The following is a 24,571-nucleotide window of genomic DNA, read 5'->3' on the forward strand; positions in this document are numbered from 1 at the left end:
AATGCGACCAAATTTAACCACCATTAACCTACGGCATTGTCTTTTACTCTTTCTTGTCTTCGTCGGCTTCCAGGCCTTAAGAGGACAAGAAGTTCCGTTTTCTGCCCGTCTGAATGACGGAGGGAATAATTACATTAACATAAAGGGAGATTATACCTTTCTGTCTAATACGGTCATGAACCGTCGGAACAATTCCCGCGATGCCAACGATAACTACAATGGGACCAGCTCCAACAATAACCTGCATATTGAGTATGTAGATATAGATGGAGACCCTACCACCTTTAGTTCCAGTAGTTCTACGCTTACTGTACCTGCCTGTTCCCAGATCTACTGGGCCGGTTTATATTGGGCTGGTAATTATGACAGGGATGTGGTTAACTCCAGATATACCAGTTCCCTGCCGAACGACAGCAATAGATATGATTTTACACAGATCAAATTCAGGATGCCCGGTGGTAGTTATATCGACATACAAGCAGACAACAGTGCTGATCCCGCAGGAGAAGAAGATGAGATCATTATAGACGGGTTCAATACGGTAAACAACGATCCCTATGTTTGTTTCAGGGATGTGACCACCCTGCTGCAGGGACTTGCAGACCCTAATGGAGAGTATTTCGTAGCCAATGTCAGAGGAACCAGGGGTAGGACATCCTATGGTGTTGCAGGATGGACGCTTGTGATCATTTACGAAAACCCCACCCTTCCTGGAAGGTACATCTCTGTATTTGACGGTTACGAAGGGGTTACCACAAATTCAGGAGACTCCGTTGCAGATATTGATGTAGTTGGATTTAACACCATCCCTGTTGGGCCAGTACAGGCCAGGATTGGGGTTAACGTAATTGAAGGGGAATACAGCCTTAGCGGAGATACATTTTCCATAGAAACCCCCATGAATCCAGGTTTTACTAACCTGAGTAATTCCGGAAACCCGGCGAATAACTTTTTCAACGCCAACATCACCATAGACGGGAACAATGTGACCACAAGGAACATCAACGGAACCAACTCTATGGGGTATGATGCCGATATTTTTGATGTCAACAACCCTTCTAACAGCCTTATTGCCAATGGAGATACCCAGGCTACATTAAGGCTTTCTACCAGTTCCGACTGGTTTGCCTCTTTCCTTGTAACCTTTGGTATTGATATCATTGAGCCAGACATACTTCTGGAGAAAAGGGTTGAGGATATTGGAGGAAACGATATTACAGGAGCCGGGGTAAACCTCGGACAAGTTCTGGACTATGTCCTCTCTTTTCAGAACACCGGAAATGACGATGCGACGAATTATACCATCCGTGACGTACTCCCTGTAAACGTGACTCTGGATGAAACGAATATGACACTCCCAACCGGAGTAACTTATACTTTTGACCCGGCCACACGAACTGTATTATTCAATATTCCCGATAATTTGGTTGAAGAAGGTGATCCTTTTTCTTCAATCCGGATGCGCGTAGAGGTAGCTGAAAACTGTTTCGATTTTATCGACGCCTGTACAGACCTGATCGAGAATCTCGCCTACTCGACCTATGAAGGTGTTATCAATGACAACCAGATCAGTGATGACCCCAGTGTATCGGACTTTGACAATTGCGGATTTGTAACTCCGGGTGCTACTAACTTCCTGTTGGACGACCTTTCTGCCTGTGATTTCAGCAGGACTGTAGAATTATGTGGTGCCAACGTGGTTCTTGATGCCGGGGACAACTTTGATTCCTATATCTGGTATATAGATGAAAATGGCGACGGACTTATAGATGCCGGGGATACCGTGATCACTGACGGAGATCCGGATAACGACCCAAGTACCTTACTGGTAACCCAGCCAAACACCTACATTGTAGACAAGATCGTAGCGGACCCCTGTAAAGGCTTCCAGGAAATTATCACTGTGGTAGCCTTTGGAGCCGGTCAGCCAAACCCTATCTCTGAACTTATCAACGATACCACCAATACGGTGGACGGGCAGGTGTTGATCTGTCCGAATGACGGGGAAGAACTGCCAGAGATCTTCCTTTGCGGTTTAAATGATACCGAACTAATTCAGGTAAACATTCCGGACGCTACCTCAATAGTATGGGAACAACTGGATCAGGCAAGTTGTACTGCTTCCATCCCGGATTGTGCCAACAGGGATGCCTCCTGTACCTGGAATAATGTGGGCACAGGAAACGACTTTACGGCCTCGGATGCCGGGGAATACCGTATGTCTGTGAACTACCTGAACGGATGTTTTGCCACATATTATTTTAACATCTTTAAAAACCCTTTAAATCCGCAATATACCAGCAGTGATATTATTTGTACTACTCCTGGTAACATTACGGTAACCAATATGCCGGTAGATTATGAATACCAGCTACTGGACGCTACAAACGGAACTATACTGGTTCCTTTTAGTGCTGCTAATGGCCCTAGTTTTAACATTACTACCAACGGGGCATATAGAGTAGAAATGCGCCAGCAAGGGGTGGTTGACGGTTGTGTATTCTTCCTGGATAATATAGGAATACTGGACAGGGATTTCCAGGTAGATGTTACAACAAGAGATACGGACTGTAGCGGCCTGGGTGAAATATCAATTTCCGTTCTCAATGTTGAACCTCAGTACACCTACGAAATTTCACAAGGGGGTACCACCGTGGACACCCATGGCCCGGTATCCGATAACAACTATACCTTTCAAAACCTCAATCCTGGGACCTACGATATTCTGGTTACTACCGATGACGGCTGTAACCATACGGAACAGGTAACCATCAATGATTTAAGTGACCTGGACCTTCAGGCGACCATCTCACAGCATATCAGTTGTAGGGAAGGAAACATCCAAATGAATTCAACCGGAGGGCAAACCCCTCACGTTTATGCTATCTGGCAGTATGTGGATGAAGGTGGGATCACCCAGATATCTTACCCGGATGTGGCCTCTATTCCGGCATCAGAATTTCAAACCAGTGTAATTTTTGATATACTGGATCCCGGAAACTACACCTTTGTTGTGGTGGACAGGAATAACTGTACTGACTTCTCCAATGAGGTGACCATTACATTGGTGCCCGATGTAGTTTATACCACAGGCTCAACGGATGAAACCTGTTTTGGGGCTTCGGATGGGACGATATCTTATAATGTCACAGACACCAACGGCTATCAGGTTACCTTCTTTCTGATAGACAATACCGGAACAGAGATTGACAGTAATTCTTCAGGGCAATTTACAGGATTGCCTCAAGGGGATTACCAGGTGAGACTTAACCAGCGCAAAGGGAGTTCTTCCTGTGATTTCTTTGAGGACTTTACCATTAGTGGCCCGCTTAATGCGGTTAGCGGTACCGCTGCCATAGTCCAGGATTATACCTGTCTTCAGAATGGAATTATTGAAGCCCAGGGAGCTGCCGGAGGTACTGCTCCTTATGAATACAGTATTGACGGGGTGAATTTTGTTTCCGGAGCAGGGGCAGAGACCTTTTCCGGATTGACCGATGGAACCTACAGCATTACTATTCGTGATGCCAATGGATGCGTCTTTGTAACCAACAGCGTAACCCTGGATCCGTTAAATGAACCCAGTGACCTTACATTTACATCCACCACACCAAACTGTCCGGCACTTACTTCAGACGTGACGGTTACCGTTGTGGATGGTAATACCCCTTTTGTATTTGAGATCATAGCGCCCAGCGCCATAGCCGCGACTTCCATTACCGGAAATTCGGCTGACTTTGATGGGCTCGCACCGGACACTTATACTTTTAGAGTAACGGACAATAAAGGTTGTACCTATGATGAAAACTTTACCATTCCGCCGGTTTCTCCAATAGATGTTGTAGGACAACTTATTAGCAATGTCACCTGCTTTGGGGGCACAGACGGGGAAGGATTGTTCACCGTTTCCGGTTTCAATACCAGCTACGATTACAATATTACCGGCCCCGCTACATTTAACGGGAATGCCGAAACAAATACGACCATCCCGCTTCCTAACCTGGCAGCCGGAACTTACTCGATTACAGTTACAGATAATAATACCAACTGTACGGATACGGCCTCCTTTACCGTAAATGGTCCCGCAGCCGCATTAGACCTGACGGCTACGGAGACACAACCTACATGTACCGATTCAGGTAGCGCCATATTGGTTGCTACGGATGGTTGGGGAAGTTATGATTACAGCCTGACCTATCCTGATGGTATCACCGTGGTTACTAATACCACGGGTAACTTTAACAATTTAACCCAGACTGGCCTCTATAACGCCCTGGTAACGGATGCCAACGGATGTACGGACACCGCGACTTTCACCTTGAATGCAGCCATTGCCCCTGTATTATCCGTGACCCCTAACGATGTTTGTTACGATTCAGGCGTAGGGCTAACACTAACAGCCACTGTTACTTCCGGAGGTGATGGAAACTATCAATACCGCATCAACGGCGGTGCTTATGATACCAATAACGTATTTACCGGATTAGGTCCGGGCACCTATACGGTGGATGTTGTAGACGGCAACAACTGTACGGGTACAGATACCATCACCATTAATCCGGAGCTTACGGTTTCTGCCTCTGCCCCTAATATTACCTCTTGTGGTACGGATACTGATATCAGCATTACCGCTGCGGGTGGGGATGGGAACTATGTCTATGCTGTGGTGGCCGATGCCGTGGTACCTGTTCCCGGAGATTTCGGGGCTGCCAGCACCATTACCGTTACAGGAGCCGGAGATTACGATGTGTACGTCAGAGACAATAACGGAGTCGTTACTTTCTGCGAGGCCGCTTTCGATATTACGATCGCTCAGGATTCTCCTATCGTTATCACGCCAACTGTGACCGATATCCTTTGTTTTGGGGATGCTACAGGACAGATCTCCCTGGCCATTGCCGGTGGAGCTGCCCCTTTTGAATACAGTATTGACAACGGAACCAACTATCAGACTACCGCAGACTTTGTCAACCTTACCGCAGGAACCTATCCTGTAAGGGTAAGAGATACCAATGGTTGTGAACAAACCGCTTCGGTGGTGGTAAACGAGCCTGCACTACTTGTGGCTGAGGCCGCTATCACACAAACTTATACCTGTCTCCAACTCGGAGAAATTACCGTAGGTAGTGTTACCCCTACTGCCGGTGGTTCCGGGGATTACCAGTACAGCCTTAACGGCGGTGCCTGGACCGCTGTGACCACTGGAGGAACTGTCTTTGCAGGTCTTATTGATGGGACGTACTCCATCAGGGTTCGGGATGCCAATGCGGTGACCTGTTTCATTACACTGCCTGATGTCATCATCCCACCACTGCCGGTAGAACCTACCTTGTCTACCTCGGTGGCCTACAACTGTGACGGAACCGGTAATGTAACCGTATTGCCTAACGATCCTTCCTATACCTACAGCATTGATGCCGGAGCCCCTCAGGCCTCCAATGTCTTTAACAATGTCGCTGTAGGACCGCATACCATTACCGTGAATTACGGAAGTGGTTGTACCGTGGATACTACCGTGAACGTTGAGCCTGGAAATGCCTTTGATGCATCCATCACCAACTTTACAAACCTGAGTTGTAATGCCGCTGCCGATGGCACCATTACTTTTGAAGTAGAGAACTTTGATGCCGTTAACGGCTTTGAATATTCCGTCAACGGAGGTGGGTTCTCCGCTCCGCAAACCGCCTCCCCAATTACCGTCAACGGTCTCAGTGCCGGACTGGTAACCATCGTGGTGCGCGATGTGCTGGACAATACCTGTTCCATCACCCTTAACGAAACACTTACAGAACCTGCAGTGCTTGTGGCTGCCGCTTCCATTACCGATCCCTTTACCTGTAACAATACCGGGGCTACCATTACCGCTTCGGCAACAGGGGGAACACCTACCTATGAATACCAGCTTGAAGATGGGGTAGGTGGGGTGATCACCGCTTACCAAGCCGGAACTACTTTTACCGCACTGGCTGCAGGAGACTATATTATTCGGGTAAGAGATACCAATGGTTGTGAAGATCCTATTGATGCGGTTATCACTGTGGTGGCGCCGAACAACCCTACCTTTACCACTACCGCGACAGCTTGTTATAGCGGTGCTAACGATGCTACCATACAGGTAGATGTTACCTCCATCCCTGGAAATGGAGGGTTCCAGTTTAGCCTCAACGGAGGACCCTGGATCACCCCAACACCGGCTACCGCTACAACACACACCTTTAGCAACCTGGCTGCAGGTGCCTATACCATAGACGTCAGAGATCAGTTTGGATGTGCTGCTCCGCAACAGAACGTGACTATTAATCCAGCTCTGAGCCTGTCAGCTTCAGCACCTAATATTACCTCTTGTGGTACGGATACCGATATCAGCATTACCGCTGCGGGTGGGGATGGGAACTATGTCTATGCTGTGGTGGCCGATGCCGTGGTACCTGTTCCCGGAGATTTCGGGGCTGCCAGCACCATTACCGTTACAGGGGCCGGAGATTACGATGTGTACGTCAGAGACAATAACGGAGTCGTTACCTTCTGTGAGGCCGCTTTCGATATTACGATCGCTCAGGATGCTCCTATCGTTATCACGCCAACTGTGACCGATATCCTTTGTTTTGGGGATGCTACAGGACAGATCTCCCTGGCCATTGCCGGTGGAGCTGCCCCTTTTGAATACAGTATTGACAACGGGACCAACTATCAGACTACCGCAGACTTTGTCAACCTTACCGCAGGAACCTATCCTGTAAGGGTAAGAGATACCAATGGTTGTGAACAAACCGCTTCGGTGGTGGTAAACGAGCCTGCACTACTTGTTGCTGAGGCCGCTATCACACAAACTTATACCTGTCTCCAACTCGGAGAAATTACCGTAGGTAGTGTTACCCCTACTGCCGGTGGTTCCGGGGATTACCAGTACAGCCTTAACGGTGGTGCCTGGACCGCTGTGACCACTGGAGGAACTGTCTTTGCAGGTCTTATTGATGGGACGTACTCCATCAGGGTTCGGGATGCCAATGCGGTGACCTGTTTCATTACTCTGCCTGATGTCATCATCCCACCACTGCCGGTAGAACCTACCTTGTCTACCTCGGTGGCCTACAACTGTGACGGAACCGGTAATGTAACCGTATTGCCTAACGATCCTTCCTATACCTACAGTATTGATGCCGGAGCCCCTCAGGCCTCCAATGTCTTTAACAATGTCGCTGTAGGACCGCATACCATTACCGTGAATTACGGAAGCGGTTGTACCGTGGATACTACCGTGAACGTTGAGCCTGGAAATGCCTTTGATGCATCCATCACCAACTTTACAAACCTGAGTTGTAATGCCGCTGCCGATGGCACCATTACTTTTGAAGTAGAGAACTTTGATGCCGTTAACGGCTTTGAATATTCCGTCAACGGAGGTGGGTTCTCCGCTCCGCAAACCGCCTCCCCAATTACCGTCAACGGTCTCAGTGCCGGACTGGTAACCATCGTGGTGCGCGATGTGCTGGACAATACCTGTTCCATCACCCTTAACGAAACACTTACAGAACCTGCAGTGCTTGTGGCTGCCGCTTCCATTACCGATCCCTTTACCTGTAACAATACCGGGGCTACCATTACCGCTTCGGCAACAGGGGGAACACCTACCTATGAATACCAGCTTGAAGATGGGGTAGGTGGGGTGATCACCGCTTACCAAGCCGGAACTACTTTTACTGCACTGGCCGCAGGAGACTATATTGTTCGGGTAAGAGATACCAATGGTTGTGAAGATCCTATTGATGCGGTTATCACTGTGGTGGCGCCGAACAACCCTACCTTTACCACAACCGCTACAGCTTGTTATAGCGGAGCTAACGACGCTACCATACAGGTAGATGTTACCTCCATCCCAGGAAATGGAGGGTTCCAGTTTAGCCTTAACGGAGGACCCTGGATCACCCCAACACCTGCTACAGCTACAACACACACCTTTAGCAATCTGGCTGCAGGTGCTTATACCATCGATGTCAGAGATCAGTTTGGATGTGTTGCTCCGCAACAGAATGTGACTATTAATCCACAGCTTACGGCTAATTCGGTGCTTACCACGGACCTGACTTGTTTAGCCTCGGCTACCATAACCATAAATGCAAACGGAGGGTCTGGAGCTTATTCCTATGAATGGTCAGACGATGCCGGAGTGACTTATAACAGTACCAGCTTTGCCGGAAATGTATTTAGCACAAATACTGCCGGAACTTATCAATTCAGAGTAACAGACACCACCGCGCCTACGGCCTGTACGGTAGTTACCAACGCTGTAATTGTTACCCCGGCAGACACCCCGGTAATAACCAGTGTTACTCCTACTCATGTCTTGTGTAACGGAGATACAACCGGATCCTTGGACGTGGTCATTGATACTTCAATCGGAGCTCCTCCTTATGTCATCAATGTTTTGGAGACCGGGACACCAACGAATTATGGGACCCAGACCGCTGGTTTACCCGCAGGAAATTATGAAGTAACCATTACTGATGATAAAGGATGTGTTTCTGCTCCATTTGCAGTCACCATAACGGAACCAAATGCAATTAGTTATAGCATTAACCTAGTTCCAATTACCTGTAACCCGGCAACCGGAACCGACCCAGGTTCAATTGGTGTAACCGGACTTACAGGAGGTGTTGCGGAATACACCTATCACCTTACCGGAAATAACGGATATTCTGCTTCCTATACTACAACTGCCGGTGGTGAAGATTACACTTTCACCATTCTGGAATTTGGGATTTACGAGGTAGATGTTGTTGACGCCAATGGATGTAATTTAAGGACTACAAACATTATAGCCTCACCACCAAATGATCTTGATATTGATGTTTCTACGGTTACAGCAAGTTGTGCCGCAGGTGGTACAGCGATAGTTACCGTTTCTTCTGCGGTTGGTAGTGGAAATTATGAGTTCGCCATATTGGAAACCTATGCCGTGCCATATTCATCATCCTACCAGGCGCCGGATGTGGTTGGAGGCGATACTTCAACCTTTACCGGTCTGATCCCAGGGGTGACCTATACTTTTGTAGTTCACGATCTTACAACAAACTGCTACTATTTTGAAACGGCGGCAACTCCGATCAATTCACCATCAAATATGACAGTGACCTCACTTGTGGAGGCCAATGTAACCTGTACGGGCGCTAACGATGGTAATGTGACCTTTACCTTTGACACTTTTGACGCGGCTGCCACCGATGTCACTTATGAGATATTCAATGCACAGTCTAACGTCACTACAGGATTCACAGGAACTTCTGGCGTAAATCCACCGGCCGGACCTATAACAGTTTCAAACTTTGCGACCCTGGCACCTGGTGTTTACTATATCTTATTGACGGAAGTTGGCGGTGCTTTTAACGGATGTTCTATTAGTTCACCTGATTTCACTATCGACGAATCGACTAACTTACTTTCCGTTACTGCAACATCAACTAACGACATAGATTGTGCAGATACCGGAACCATCTCTGCTGTTGCTCAATTCGGATCCGGGTCGTATGAATTTCAATTAGAGTTAGACACAGCTGCCGCGCCAACCGCCGCTACCTGGACAGGCACCAATACCACAGGTTATTTTGATGGCCTGGCCAATGATGATTATACGGTTTACGTTAAAGATTCTAACGATTGTATTCAAGACTTTGATATTACCGTCGGGCTGGATGCAAGGCCTGATATTTCCCTGGCGATTGTAGATGAGTGCGTTGCCGAAGGCACCTTTGAAGTACTTGTTACACTGGATGTCGCAGGTTTAACTCCATACCAACTTAGTTTAAACGGAGGGCCTTTCCAAAACATCACTTTTAACGGTAGTAACCAATATACCGTTAGCGGATTAAGTTCAGGACTTGGGCAGACTATTGCCGTTAGAGATCTTACCGGATGTCCGGATACGGAGACCTTCGATATTCAACCGCCGCTACAGTTTAATGCTACACTAAGCAAGCTTCTGGATTGTTCCGTTTCACCGAATGCCGAAATAACCATAGATGTAACAGCCGGTTCCGGAAATTACGACTACGAAATTACAGGACCAGTAAACGTTGCCAGAACCGCATTACCATCTGATCCTTTCGTTTGGAACCTTGCCAGTGCTGCCGGCGCTTACACGGTCACGATCTATGATACCAGTACCGCAGTTCCTAACTGTCTGGGCTCCATTATTGTGAATGTTCCTGCAGCAGTAACGCCAGTACCGTCTATTGACTCCTTTACGGATGTTACCTGTAATGGTGCTGATGATGGAACCATCAACGTTAGTGCGCTGGATAATGGAATAGGGCCGTTTACCTTCCAGATCATATCCGGACCGGGTAGCTCTGCCGTATTCCCGATACTGCCTACCTCCAACACCAATACCACGGCTGGCTTTACCGCTTTGGAAGGACTCGCTGCTCCGGGTATCACCTATACCATTCGGGCTACTGCCGCTAACGGATGTACTACGGATATCACTCAGGCCATCCTGCAACCTGATGCCATTGCCAATGTCAATGCTTCAGTAGTAGAGTTCGCTTGTGCTACAGGCAACAATCCGGAGAACGCTACCATCACCATTGATGATACCGCTATTACCGGTGGAAGTGGTACCTATGTGATCTATGAGTTTATCGATGATCAGGGGACCGTACCTACGGCTGATGATGTTATCGTACAGTCCGGACCTAACAATGTGTATATCGAAACCAATGTTGCCGGTGGTACCTATATCATCAATGTTTATGACGATAACGGTTGTGTGGGTAGTACTACCGCGGCCATTCAGTCTTATGACGAGCTGCTGACTGCTACCGCCGCCATTACCAATCCGATCTCCTGTAACCCGGGTATGGATGGGGAGATCACCATCACCGTTACCTCTACCGATAACAATACCGCATTGTTCGAATACAGTATTGACAATGGTGCCAACTACCAGGCCTCTAATGTCTTTGCTGGACTGGATGTCGGGGTACACGACTTTTTGATCAGACATATCAATACCGGATGTATCATCACCGCTTCAGAGACCATCCTCGATCCGAATACCTTTAGTATCGTGGCCGATGTGGTCAGTGATGTGGAATGCTTCGGTACACAAACAGGACAGGTGACCTTTGAGCTTACCGATGCTACCTATGTTGGTCCGTTTGACTGGACCATCTACGATACCAATGGTACCCCAGCCAATACCGCGGATGATATCCTGGTGCAGAACGGTACCAGCCCTACCAACGGGCCTACGGCTCCTATTGCCCTGTTTGCAGGGGAATACCTGGTAGAGGTGACCCAAAACAACCATCCGAACTGTACCAATACAGCCCTGTTCAATATCGCAGGGCCCGCGGCTGACATTACGGCCAATACCGAGGTCACCCCGATCACCTGTGTGGGCAATGACGGTATTATTGAAATTATTGATGTGCTCGGTGGATGGGGTGGTTATACCTACTTCGTCGGTACCGCAGCACCTACAGGACCTGGTGACTATGTAGCCGGACCTGAGTTTACCAACCTTGCCCCTGGTACCTATGAGGCCTGGGTAAGAGATAGTGGTGGTTGTGAAAGACAGGTACAAAACGGTATCGTGCTGGCAGACCCTGCCGCTATTACCGCTACCCTGCAGATCAACCAGGAAAACTGTACCAACTTAGAAGGGGAACTTGAAGTAGTCGGAACCACAGGTGGACAAGGTAGTAACTATACCTACCAGCTGATCCGTAACGGCGTACCTTTCGGTGCCCCGCAAACCACTACCGTATTCTCCGGATTGGGTGAAGGTAGTTACGAAGTACAGATCACTGATCAGTGGACCTGTACCGCTACTATTGGACCTGAAGTGCTTTATGATGAGATCAATGCTGTGGCAACGGTTGTAAAACCAATTGACTGCTCTGTAAGTCCGGGTGGTGAGATCACTATTACCCAGACAGGTGGTTCCGGAACCTATAGTTATACGGTTACCTGGCCAGACCTTGTAACAACAAGTACAAATGCGACAGGGGTATTTACCGGCCTGACCCAGGTAGGAACCTATTCCTTTACCATAACAGACCAGGCTGTTGGACATATGTGTGTGGCAACTATCACCCAGGATCTGGATCCTGCTGTATTGCCAGTACCAGCTGTTGATTCCTTTACCAATGTGACCTGTAATGGTGCGGATGATGGAACCATCAACGTTAGTGCACTGGATAATGGAATAGGGCCGTTTACCTTCCAGATCATATCCGGACCGGGTAGCTCTGCCGCTTTCCCGATACTGCCTACCTCCAACACCAATACCACAGCTAGCTTTACCGCTTTGGAAGGACTCGCTGCTCCGGGTATCACCTATACCATCCGGGCTACTGCCGCTAACGGATGTACTACCGATATCACTCAGGTGATCCTGCAACCTGATGCCATTGCCAATGTCAATGCTTCTGTAGTAGAGTTCGCTTGTGCTACAGGGAACAATCCGGAGAACGCTACCATCACCATTGATGATACCGCTATTACCGGTGGAAGTGGTACTTATGTGATCTATGAGTTTATCAACGATCAGGGTACCCTGCCTACGGCTGATGATGTTATCGTACAGTCCGGACCTAACAATGTCTACACTGAAACCAATGTTGCAGGGGGTACCTATATCATCAATGTTTATGACGATAACGGTTGTGTGGGTAGTACTACCGCGGCCATTCAGTCTTATGACGAGCTGCTGACTGCTACCGCCGCCATTACCAATCCGATCTCCTGTAACCCGGGTATGGATGGGGAGATCACCATCACCGTTACCTCTACCGATAACAATACCGCATTGTTCGAATACAGTATTGACAATGGTGCCAACTACCAGGCCTCTAATGTCTTTGCTGGACTGGATGTCGGGGTACACGACTTTTTGATCAGACATATCAATACCGGATGTATCATCACCGCTTCAGAGACCATCCTCGATCCGAATACCTTTAGTATCGTGGCCGATGTGGTCAGTGATGTGGAATGCTTCGGTACACAAACAGGACAGGTGACCTTTGAGCTTACCGATGCTACCTATGTTGGTCCGTTTGACTGGACCATCTACGATACCAATGGTACCCCAGCCAATACCGCGGATGATATCCTGGTGCAGAACGGTACCAGCCCTACCAACGGGCCTACGGCTCCTATTGCCCTGTTTGCAGGGGAATACCTGGTAGAGGTGACCCAAAACAACCATCCGAACTGTACCAATACAGCCCTGTTCAATATCGCAGGGCCCGCGGCTGACATTACGGCCAATACCGAGGTCACCCCGATCACCTGTGTGGGCAATGACGGTATTATTGAAATTATTGATGTGCTCGGTGGATGGGGTGGTTATACCTACTTCGTCGGTACCGCAGCACCTACAGGACCTGGTGACTATGTAGCCGGACCTGAGTTTACCAACCTTGCCCCTGGTACCTATGAGGCCTGGGTAAGAGATAGTGGTGGTTGTGAAAGACAGGTACAAAACGGTATCGTGCTGGCAGACCCTGCCGCTATTACCGCTACCCTGCAGATCAACCAGGAAAACTGTACCAACTTAGAAGGGGAACTTGAAGTAGTCGGAACCACAGGTGGACAAGGTAGTAACTATACCTACCAGCTGATCCGTAACGGCGTACCTTTCGGTGCCCCGCAAACCACTACCGTATTCTCCGGATTGGGTGAAGGTAGTTACGAAGTACAGATCACTGATCAGTGGACCTGTACCGCTACTATTGGACCTGAAGTGCTTTATGAAGAAATGCAACTGACCAGTACTGTGGTTAAGCCTATCGATTGTTTAACAACTCCTGAAGGCGAAGTAACTATTACTGTAGCCGGAGGTTCTGGAAACTTTGATTTCACGGTAACTTTCCCGGATCTGGTAACAACCGCATCTAACGCTACGGGAGTGTTTGCCGGCCTGGATCAGGCAGGTACCTACACCTTCGTAGTAACGGATCTGAATACGACAACACCTGTTTGTACCAAAACCATCACCCAGGATCTGGATGCGGCTACACTGCCAATGCTGGATGTGCCTACAAGGATTCACGTTTCCTGTAACGGTCTTGCAGATGGGGAAGTGACAATAAATCTGTTACCAGTAGCTCCAGGTGTAAACGATCAACCAGTTTATACTTACACCCTATACGACGCTACCAGGACTGTTGTGTTGCAACCTACACAAACCAGTCCAACATTCAGTGGCCTTGCCGCAAACACCTACGAAGTTCAGGTGCTTTCCGGAAGGAGCTGTGAGGAATGGCAAACTATCGTTATTAATGAGCCTGCAGTATTGACTGCAAGTGCTGTGGCAACCGCATTTGCCTGCGATGCCAGCAATACGGCGACTACATCCACTATAACCGTTACTGCCGGAGGTGGAACAGCGCCTTATTTGTACAGTATTGACAATGTAAACTTCCAGGCTTCCAATACTTTTGATATTGTAGATAACGGTGCAATACAGAACATTACGGTGTATGTTACAGACGCCAATGGATGTGCCCAGACAGACAATGTGGTTCTGGATCCATTGAATGTCTTTACGGCTGCAGTTGCCCAGATCAATGCGATTACCTGCCCTAACCCGGAATTGGTGGAGATCACAGTTACGGACAATGGCAACCCGGCCAATACTTATACCTATGAGTTGCTACCTACGGGTAATCCGAACGGTACTTTTGTTGGAAATCCAACTCCGATTACCGCCCGATACGAAATAAACGCTCCGGGAACTTATACCTTCCGGGTAACGGACAATGCTACGGGATGTTATGTAGACACAGCTCCTTATACCATTGCACCATATGACCTGATTGAGGTCATCGCGACGGCGACTACCCAGGTGACTTGTTTTGGAGGAACTGATGGAGAACTTAGCCTGCAGGTTAACAATTATACCGGAACCTACGACTATCAGATATTCGATAGCCTCGGAAATCCTGTTGGAGGTGTGGTTTCTACGGATACTTCCGTTAACCCAAGGACCATTACGGGTCTGCCCGGGGGTAATTTCTATGTGAATGTCGTGGAAACTGATGCGGCCAGCACTTTCTGTGATGACGATTCCAATACAGTGACCATCGGTTCTCCTGATATGCCGCTAAATGTGACAGTTACCGCTGTGGCGGAGGCTACATGTACGGATGATCAGGGAGAGATCCTGGTAGAGATCACAGGAGGCTACGCCCCTTATGACATTGTGTTGACCAATACAACCACTACGCAGTCTTATCCTGTAAACGGCGTAACCAGCAGCCAGTTATTTACTGGTCTTTCCGCGGGAGATTATACCGTTGCTGTTACAGACAATGGTGGCTGTCCGGATGTTCAGAATTTACCGAACTTCCTGGTGCCGGCCATTCCAATTACAGCAGACATAACGCCGCTTAATACCATGCTGACCTGTTATGGAGATACCAACGGTACGGTTAGCGCGATCAATGTGCTCAACGGTAGTGGTTCTTACCAGTATCAACTAAACTATTACGATGCCACGGGTACTACAATTACCTTCACCAGTGGAGCCCAGGTAAGCCCAATATTTGACAATCTTGGAGCGGGCATCTATTCCATCACGGTAACCGATGGTTGGAATTGTGATGATGAAACCGACCAGGCAGTGATCACTGAACCAACAGAGGTAATGAGTTCCCTGATACAGCTGAGCGCAATGACCTGTAACAACAATGCTCAGATAGAACTAACGGCTACAGGTGGTACCGGGCCTTACCAATGGAGTACGGATCAGGTAACCTATAGTGCCTTTAACCTGCTCAACGGCCCGGATACTCATGTGGTCACCGTTACCGATGGCGCTTACCAGTTCTATGTGATTGATGCCGCAGGCTGTGAGGCCATGATCTCCAATGAGATAACCATAGATCCTATCATCCCGCTGGATATTACAGTGGATGATAGCGCGGCAACCGTAAATTGTACAGGTGAAGCCTCTGCCAGTTTTATCGCCACAGCCACAGGAGGGCTAGGAAACTATTCATACGAACTTTACACGGATGCCGGACTGACCAATTTAATTGCAGGTCCTCAGCCTGATGGGCAATTCTCTAATCTGATCGCCGGTAATTACTTTGTACGGGTAACCAGTGTGGATTGTGAAACCAGCTATGGCCCTGTAGTGATCACGGAACCAGCTCCGCTTCAAATCGATCGTCAGGAGTTTACAGATGTAACCTGCTTTGGAGAGAACGATGGAACAATCGTAGTAGAAGTATCCGGTGGAACAGGTACTATTTACTATGCGATTTCGCCTAACCTGGATCAATTTGATACGGAGAATGTCTTTACAGACCTGGAACCCGGTGTTTACGATGTAATCGCACAGGATGAGAACGGATGCTTTATACCCTTCCAGTTCACCCTTGTAGAACCTACTCCGCTGGATGTTAGCTATACTACGCTTCCGGAGATCTGCGCTGGTAATAACGATGGTTCGGTTACTGTAACCATCACTGGAGGAACTGCCCCGTATCGCACAGCGCTGAATTCCAATGCGGATGCCGATTTTGTACAGGATCTGTTTACATACTCAGACCTGGCGCCAGGTACTTATGCCATGTTCATAAGGGACGCCCAGGATTGTGAAACCAATGTGATCTTTGAAATAGAAGCGGGAGTAAACCTCAATGCCGTTGTTGAACCGGTTTATGAATGTGATGGTGATACTCCGGACAACTATATCAATATCACCATGGAGGATCCGTCGGTACTTGGATCCATCATGTACGCTCTGGATTCTACGGACCCAATGGACATGCAACTGAACCCTGATTTCAGGAATATTGCGCCTGGATCCCATTTCGTAGCAATTTCGCATGCTAACGGATGTATACAGACCGTAGATTTTGAAATAGAAGGCTTTGAACCTCTTACCCTGACGCTTGAACAAAATCAGATCAACGAAATCACCGCAGTAGCCAGTGGTGGAAGACAGGAATACACCTTCATTTTTGACGGTGAGAATAATGGAAACCAGAATACTTATTTCATCAACAGAACGGACACCTTTACAGTAACCGTTATCGATGAGAACGGTTGTGAGGTTTCGGCACAAATAGATATGGAGTTCATTGATATTGAGATTCCGACCTTTTTCACCCCAGATGGAAATGGCCAGAATGATTACTGGATTCCAGAGAATATTGAAATCTTCCCGGAGATACTAATGATCATATTTGACCGTTATGGTAGAGAGGTCTACCGAATGGGATACGGTGACCGTGGATGGGACGGTATTTATAACAATACCGAACTTCCGACCGGAGATTACTGGTACATCATTAAGCTCCAGGGAGAACGTGACGACAGGGAATTTGTCGGACATTTTACCCTGTACAGATAAAAATCTTAACCTACAGAATTATGCGCAGAAAGTTAATATCCCTGCTCACCATCTTTGGTGTATTGGTAGCCAGTGCCCAGGAGCTTACCGTACCCCAACTCTCCCAGTACCTGGCAGATAATCCCTTCGTGATGTCTCCTACTTATGCTGGGATAGGAGACCATATCAAAGTACGTATTAACGGGCTCACCCAGTGGGTAGGTATCGAAGATGCTCCGGATACCCAGTCCCTAGCCGCCGATGCCAGATTAGGGAACAGATCCGGATTGGGCATGATATTGTACAATGACAGTAATGGCTTTACCCGTCAGAGAGGTGCCCGCTTGTCTTTTGCGCACCACCTCACCCTGGACCGTTACGATGATGAGTTCTTCTCATTCGGAATATCCTATAACTATAACGGTTTCCGTGTAGAGAACGAGGAGGCACAGCAAAGCGGTGACCCCAATGTAGACAACCGAAGAACGGACAACCACAATTTTGATATCGGCGTACTATACCGTAAAGACAAGTTCTACTTAAGCCTTAATGCTTCCAATTTGCTAAATAAGGACCTTACGAACTTCGTGGATGCCCTTAATGAACCGAATGCGCTGCGAAATTACTATGTCTACACCGGATACCGGTATACCAAGAACAAGAACAGCCGTCTGGAAATAGAACCCTCCGTTTTCTTTCAGTGGTTTGAAAGTGATGGAAGGTCTGTGACCGACCTGAATACCAAATTCCGCTGGTATGATTTTGAGGATTATTACTATGCCGGGGTGACTTACCGCTTTTTGAACGACCAGATCGGGGATCCCTTGTATATCGCACCTATCGTAGGCCTCAAAAAGAGTAATTTTTACTTTGGGTATTCCTATCAGATCATACTTAATGAGATCCTTGGCTTTAGTACAGGTACCCATGTGGTTACCCTGGGTGTAGACCTGTTCCAGGGCTTGAGTAATTGCCGCTGTACTTATTGATAAAAGCAGCTTTTTTGTTACTTGTCTGAGGCTTTTTCCCAGTTTCCATTAGATTTGCAGAAATTCCGGATCTGATGGATCTAATAAAGCTGGAAAATATACGGGTGTACAGCTACCACGGCTGTTTGGAGGAAGAGGCGATCATAGGCAGCGACTATCGCGTGGATGTTACGGTAGGAGCGGACCTTGGCAAAGCTTCCCTTTCCGATCAATTATCAGACACCATAGATTACGTCCACATAAACCGCATTGTTAAAGAAGAAATGGCCATTCGATCCAAACTTTTGGAGCATGTGGCCAAACGCATTATAGACCGTCTTTTTGCAGAACTGGAGCTACTGCTCACAGCCTCAGTAACTGTAGCAAAAATAAACCCTCCTATTGGTGGAGACGTTCAAAGTGTCCAGGTAGTTCTGGAAGCCAAGAGAAGCTAAATTTCTTTTTGAAACTCCGAAAAAGCCCTACATTTGCAGGACGAATGGCATCGTGGCCGAGTGGCTAGGCACAGCTCTGCAAAAGCTTGTACAGCGGTTCGAATCCGCTCGATGCCTCAGGGAAAACCGCTCATAATGGGCGGTTTTTTTGTTTTTTGACTATTAAAGATTCGCGCTTATTCCCGGATGCGCTCTATCCTTTCAATCCCTTCCTGTATATTTAATTGATCTTTGGGTAAAAACCCTTTGATGATGAATACGATCCCACAGATCAACAATATGATCCCCAAACCCTTTTTGGCCAATAGAATACGTTCCGGAGTAAGTTTTCTTTTTAATTGTTTGGCAAGCAATATCTTAAAGACATCCGTGATAAGATAGGCCAGGAGCATAGAAGAAAAGAAGATCATAATACGGTTTGGATCGTTATCCAAACTGGGGCCTACTACTATTATCACCCCCAGCCAGAATACCAATACCCCAATATTTATGAAGTTCAGCAGGAAACCCTTGGCAAAAAGGCCCAGGTAACCTCCCATTCTATGCGTTATTCTCGGTTTTTGTGCTTTGGAATCCTTTTTAAAGAAGGTGGTAATGCCGTAAACCAGTAAAATTACCCCCCCGAACACATATAGTCCTGGCTGATTGCTCAAATTCTCCAATAATTGAGAACTACTGAAATACGCGATGAACAAGAAAAAGATATCTGCCAGTATCACCCCCAGGTCAAAAACCAGGCCCGCGCGGAATCCTCTGGTGGCACTGGTCTCCAAAAGCACAAAAAAAACAGGGCCAATTACAAAACTCAGAAAAAATCCCAGGGGAATCGCAGCTTGTACATCGTCTAACATATTGGTGCTTTCCTGGGTTACATACGATTTATTTTTCCGCCAAAAACGGTTTTCTCATCCATCTTAGAGGGGTCGCCCCAGACCTGAACTTCCCCACCGGCTTTAACAGTAGCCTTTACATAATCCGTGGCAAAGATCTCTGCAGTAGAGCCGGCATTTACATTTACCGTAGTGAATTTGGTTTTAAAATTCTTGCCTTCGTATATGCCTCCGGTATTGATGAGCACGTCCTGATTGTCTGAAAAGCCCTCGGCCCTGATCACTCCTCCGGTCACCGATTTGATCAATAACTGTTCAACCTCTGCATTGACCACCACTTCTCCGCCTTCCTGGGCTTTTAATTCCAGCACATCCTGCCTCAGCGTCTCTTTAGAACTTATCCTGGCGTCCTCATTCACATCAATAACCACGATCTTCTCGGTGTAGTACAAATCGATGAAAGTGCGGTAGCCACTGAATATCTTATCTATCTCCATGCGCAGCTTCAGAACACCCTTGTTGTTAACAATGGCGACTTTTTGAGTATTTGCACCTGTTATTACCGCCCTGTTGGCATCGGATTTTATCAGATTTACCGAAAGGCCGTCAAAAGCCTTTACTTCCGTAAATCGCTCCAGTTCCCGGGTGATCTTTTCTTCCTGCCCCCGTGTAATCGTAAGGTTGGCAAGCAAGAAACAAAGCCAGAAAAAAGATTTGTACTTCTTCATTTTATATCTGATAAAATGCCGTTTGCAATACGGTTCAATCCACTTTGCCTAAAAGTGAAAAGTCCAGGTGGCGCTTCAATAAGTCGGTCTCCTTCACCATCACTTTCACCTCATCTCCGAGTTGGTACATTTTACCTGTCCGCTCCCCGATTATGGCGTATTGCCGTTCATCAAAGTTATAATAATCATCTTTTATATCCCTAATTCTCACCATTCCCTCACATTTATTTTCGATGATCTCCACATAGATCCCCCATTCCGTAACCCCTGAAATCACCCCGAGGAACTCTTCATCCTGATGATCTTGCATAAACTTGATCTGCATGTACTTTATGGAATCCCTTTCAGCGTTTGCGGCCAGGTTTTCCATATCGGAGGAATGCCTGCACTTTTCCTCGTACCTTTCAGCTTTTACTGAATTGCCCCCATCCAGATAGTGTTGTAATAACCTGTGCGCCATAATATCCGGATATCGCCTGATCGGTGAAGTAAAGTGAGAGTAATATTCAAATGCCAGGCCGTAATGTCCGATGTTTTCAGTGGTATAAACCGCCTTACTCATACTTCTTACGGCCAGGGTATCTACCAGGTTCTGTTCCTTTTGCCCCTTAACATCTTCCAGAAGCTGGTTTAGAGAATCGCTGATCGTCTTTTTATTACGGAAGTTAAGAGAATGTCCAAAACGTGAAATAATGCCGTTCAGGGCCATTAATTTCTCTTCATCCGGCTCGTCGTGAATTCGGTATACGAAAGTCTTTTTAGGTTTTTGTTTCCCAATAAATTCCGCCACCTTTTTATTCGCGAGTAACATGAACTCCTCTATCAGCTTATTCGCGTCCTTGGCTTCCTTAAAATAGATGCCCTTGGGTTCATTTTCCTTGTCCAGGTAGAATTTCACTTCCACCTTGTCAAAAGAAATGGCTCCCGCACCCATACGTTCTTTCCGCATGATCTTCGCGAGTCTGTCCAGGCTGACAATTGCCTTTACGATCTCCTTGCTAACCTGATAAGCGCCTTTCCTGATGGATATCTCTTTAGGGATCTCAGATCTTTTGGTCTCGATAATATGCTGGGCTTCCTCATACGCAAAACGCTCATCAGAATTAATTACTGTTCGCCCAAACCATTGATTGAGTATCTCTGCCTTCTGATTCATCCTGAAAATCGCGGAGAAAGTGTATTTCTCTTCTCTGGGTCGCAGCGAACAGGCATTATTCGAAAGTACTTCCGGTAACATTGGCACTACTCTGTCTACCAGGTAAACCGAAGTGGCCCGTTGATAGGCCTCTTCTTCCAATATACTGTCCGGATGCACATAGTGCGATACATCCGCGATATGTATTCCTATCTCATATTCTCCGTTCTCCAGCTCGGTAAAGGACAGGGCATCGTCAAAATCTTTAGCGTCCTTGGGATCTATAGTGAAAGTCAACGTATCCCGCATATCCCTTCGTTTGGCGATCTCTTCTTTTTTTATGGAAGTGTCCAACTCATTCGCAAAGCGTTCAATTTCCACCGGGAATTCATGAGGTAATCCGTACTCCGCGAGAATAGCATGGATCTCTGTATGATGATCCCCCGGCTTTCCTAGAACTTCAATGATCTCACCAAAGGGAGACTCCGCGCTATCCGGCCACTCATTGATCTCCACAATGACCTTATCCCCGTCTTTAGCCTTGCCTATTTTTGCCATCGGAATAAAGATATCCGTATACATCCTGTTATCCGTAGGGGTCACAAAGGCAAAGGACTTTTGTAGATCTACAATACCGACAAAAGAAGTTTTCCTGCGCTTTAGCACCCTGGTGATCTCTCCTTCCAGCTTTTGCGATTTCCGTTTAGGGTAAACAAATACTTCCACAGTATCCCCGTGAAATGCCCTTCCCAGTTTTGATCCGGGGATAAAGATGTCTTCGGGCAAACTATCCACCAAAACATAGGCATTTCCTCTTAGGGTGATATCTACCTGTCCTGTAAATATGGTTTTATCCGATAGTGCCTTGAATTTTCCGCGGTTTTCCTGGCGGATCCTTTTCTTTTCGTGTAGTTGACCCAGCCTTTTTATAAGCATATTCCTTCCTTCAGTATCCGTTATCCGGAGCTTGGCTGCGATCTGTTTATAGTTGAAGCTCCTGTTCGGTTCTTTCTCCAGGACCGTAAAAATTCCTTTGGTTATTTCATTCTTACGGTGGTTTTTAGCTCTCTTAGTTCTTTTCGACATTAAAATCCAATTTGGGCGGAAAATTACAAATTAAAAAGCTAGGACCTTAGTTCAGAATTATCAGCTTTCTCAAAACCTTCCTTTTCTTATAAACAAACACTATATAATGTTTATTTTCTTTTTGTTATTATTTTATAAATCCAGGGCTTATGATTGTTTGTTAATATTTAGGAAAAGTTATTTAAGTAAAACTTGCTTTCAACTGAAATGTATTTTTATTGACATTTTTTACCATGGATTTCTATCTAATATTCAACGAATTATATTTTTTATTAACCCTTTTTGATAAGCTGTTTCAACATGGATTTTTTGATAAGTTAACATTACCAAATTGTTAATTCAGCGCGTTTTGATACTCAAATCCTGAAGTTAACTTCTGAGAAATAGAGTTGGAGGATACCGCATTCTTTTTGTAGGTCATTTTTTTTGAAAAAAACAAAATATAAAGATGATTTGTTTTCCGCAGATCTTCAACAATTCATGTAAAATGTAAACCGCTATAAATAAAGCTGTTAAATCTGTGCTTTAGAGGCCTTGTTAATAAACATAGATAAGACAAATCACCTTAGGATTTGTATTTTTGTAATAACAAATTCTATCAAAGATGAAAATATCCGTAGGTAACGATCACGCTGGAACAGAGTATAAACTGGCTATACTTGGCCTTCTTAAGTCGATGCATATTGAAGTTAAGAATTATGGTACTGATGGCACCGATAGTGTGGATTACCCGGATTTTATTCATCCTGTAGCGGATGATGTGTCCTCGGGAAAGGCGGAGTTGGGTATCATCATATGCGGTAGTGGAAATGGGGCTTCAATGACAGCGAACAAGCATCAGAAAATACGAGCTGCTTTATGCTGGAACAAAGAGATCGTCGCATTGGCCAGGGAACACAATGACGCAAATATTCTAAGTTTACCTGCGCGATTTATCGCGCTTCCTCAGGCTTTGGAGATGGTCAAGACTTTTCTGGAAACCGATTTTGCAGGGGGAAGGCACGAACGAAGGATAGAAAAAATTCCCTGCATGTAGCTCTTAAGCCGTCCGCGCTTCATTTTTCAGCCAAAATCCCCGTAACTTTAAGGGATAAAATCTATTCATGGGACATTCGCATAGCCACCATAATCATGGTCATGCCGATTTAAAGGGGAGGAACCTCTTTATTTCGATTATCCTCAATGTACTTATAACTGTTTCTCAGGTTATAGGAGGCATTATTTCCGGTAGTCTTTCCCTGCTTTCGGACGCGCTTCACAATTTTTCGGATGTCTTATCCCTTGTCATAAGTTATGCGGCTACAAAATTAGCCAAAAGGGAAGCTTCAACTAACAAGACTTTCGGTTATAAAAGGGCGGAGATCATAGCCGCATTTGTAAATGCGGCCACATTGGTAGTTGTGGCGGTTATTCTGATCAAAGAAGCTATAGAGCGGTTCCTGGATCCTAGAGAGATAGCATCAGATCTGGTTATTTGGTTGTCTTTGTTGGGTATTCTGGCTAATGGTTTCAGTGTTTTGCTGCTCAAAAAGGATTCCGACAGGAATATGAATATGAGATCGGCATATTTGCATTTGCTAACGGATATGATGGCTTCTGTTGCGGTTCTTATCGGGGGAATCCTGATGAAACTCTATGCGGTTTATTGGGTAGATCCGTTGCTGACATTGCTAATCGCCCTATATCTTATTTATGTTGGATATGACCTCTTGCGAAAATCCACTAGGGTGCTAATGCTATTTACCCCTGACACTATTGAAGTGAAAAAAATTGTAGAGGCGATAGGCAGCATACGTTCGGTTAAGAATGTGCATCACGTGCATATTTGGCAGCTCAATGAGGAAGAAGTGCACCTGGAAGCCCATATAGATTTTGACCGGGATATAAATTTATCTGAATTTGACAAAATTCTGGATCAGATCGAAGAGGAAGTATATCACAAATTTGGAATAAACCATGTCAATATCCAGCCGGAATACGGGAAATGCGATAGCAAAAAAGTGATTGTACAGGACTGAT

Annotated in this window: 8 protein-coding genes and 1 tRNA gene; 6 read left to right on the forward strand and 3 right to left on the reverse strand. The window is 46.5% G+C overall.

The window, feature by feature from the left end; translation table 11 throughout:
- Nucleotide 1 precedes the first annotated feature (1 nt).
- The 4 genes from GTQ38_RS03265 (at nucleotide 2) to GTQ38_RS03280 (ending at nucleotide 18,890) form a co-directional block, all read left to right on the forward strand.
- Nucleotides 2–17,371, forward strand: coding sequence for a T9SS type B sorting domain-containing protein (locus GTQ38_RS03265; protein WP_161433918.1), 17,370 nt, complete (start codon nucleotides 2–4; stop codon nucleotides 17,369–17,371).
- A 20-nt stretch (nucleotides 17,372–17,391) separates the two neighbouring features.
- Nucleotides 17,392–18,339, forward strand: a complete 948-nt coding sequence (locus GTQ38_RS03270; protein ID WP_161433920.1) for a PorP/SprF family type IX secretion system membrane protein — start codon at nucleotides 17,392–17,394, stop codon at nucleotides 18,337–18,339.
- A gap of 74 nt (nucleotides 18,340–18,413) precedes the next feature.
- Nucleotides 18,414–18,773 carry a dihydroneopterin aldolase gene (gene folB / locus GTQ38_RS03275; protein WP_161433922.1) on the forward strand — a complete coding sequence of 120 codons (360 nt, stop codon included), beginning with the start codon at nucleotides 18,414–18,416 and terminating at the stop codon, nucleotides 18,771–18,773.
- A gap of 46 nt (nucleotides 18,774–18,819) precedes the next feature.
- Nucleotides 18,820–18,890: transfer RNA gene (locus GTQ38_RS03280), tRNA-Cys, on the forward strand.
- A gap of 59 nt (nucleotides 18,891–18,949) precedes the next feature.
- Here the strand turns inward: GTQ38_RS03280 and GTQ38_RS03285 are convergent.
- From GTQ38_RS03285 to rnr, 3 genes are read right to left on the reverse strand one after another with little or no spacing between them, the layout of a single operon-like run.
- On the reverse strand, nucleotides 18,950–19,624 hold the full coding sequence (locus GTQ38_RS03285) for a LysE family translocator (RefSeq protein ID WP_161433924.1): 675 nt from the start codon (nucleotides 19,622–19,624) through the stop codon (nucleotides 18,950–18,952).
- A gap of 17 nt (nucleotides 19,625–19,641) precedes the next feature.
- Nucleotides 19,642–20,331 (reverse strand): head GIN domain-containing protein, encoded by a 690-nt coding sequence (locus GTQ38_RS03290; protein ID WP_161433926.1) that lies wholly within the window; start codon nucleotides 20,329–20,331, stop codon nucleotides 19,642–19,644.
- A 34-nt stretch (nucleotides 20,332–20,365) separates the two neighbouring features.
- Complete coding sequence (gene rnr, locus GTQ38_RS03295) at nucleotides 20,366–22,552, reverse strand: ribonuclease R (protein WP_161433928.1); 2,187 nt, start codon at nucleotides 22,550–22,552, stop codon at nucleotides 20,366–20,368.
- 604 nt (nucleotides 22,553–23,156) lie between these two features.
- On the opposite strand from rnr, the gene GTQ38_RS03300 reads away from it, so the two are divergent.
- Both GTQ38_RS03300 and GTQ38_RS03305 read left to right on the forward strand, forming a co-directional pair.
- Nucleotides 23,157–23,588: an RpiB/LacA/LacB family sugar-phosphate isomerase gene (locus GTQ38_RS03300; RefSeq protein ID WP_161433929.1), complete on the forward strand. Its 432-nt coding sequence runs from the start codon at nucleotides 23,157–23,159 to the stop codon at nucleotides 23,586–23,588.
- 67 nt (nucleotides 23,589–23,655) lie between these two features.
- Nucleotides 23,656–24,570, forward strand: coding sequence for a cation diffusion facilitator family transporter (locus GTQ38_RS03305; RefSeq protein ID WP_161433931.1), 915 nt, complete (start codon nucleotides 23,656–23,658; stop codon nucleotides 24,568–24,570).
- Nucleotide 24,571 lies beyond the last annotated feature (1 nt).

Source organism: Poritiphilus flavus, from assembly GCF_009901585.1.
In the GTDB taxonomy this organism is placed as follows: Bacteria; Bacteroidota; Bacteroidia; order Flavobacteriales; family Flavobacteriaceae; genus Poritiphilus; species Poritiphilus flavus.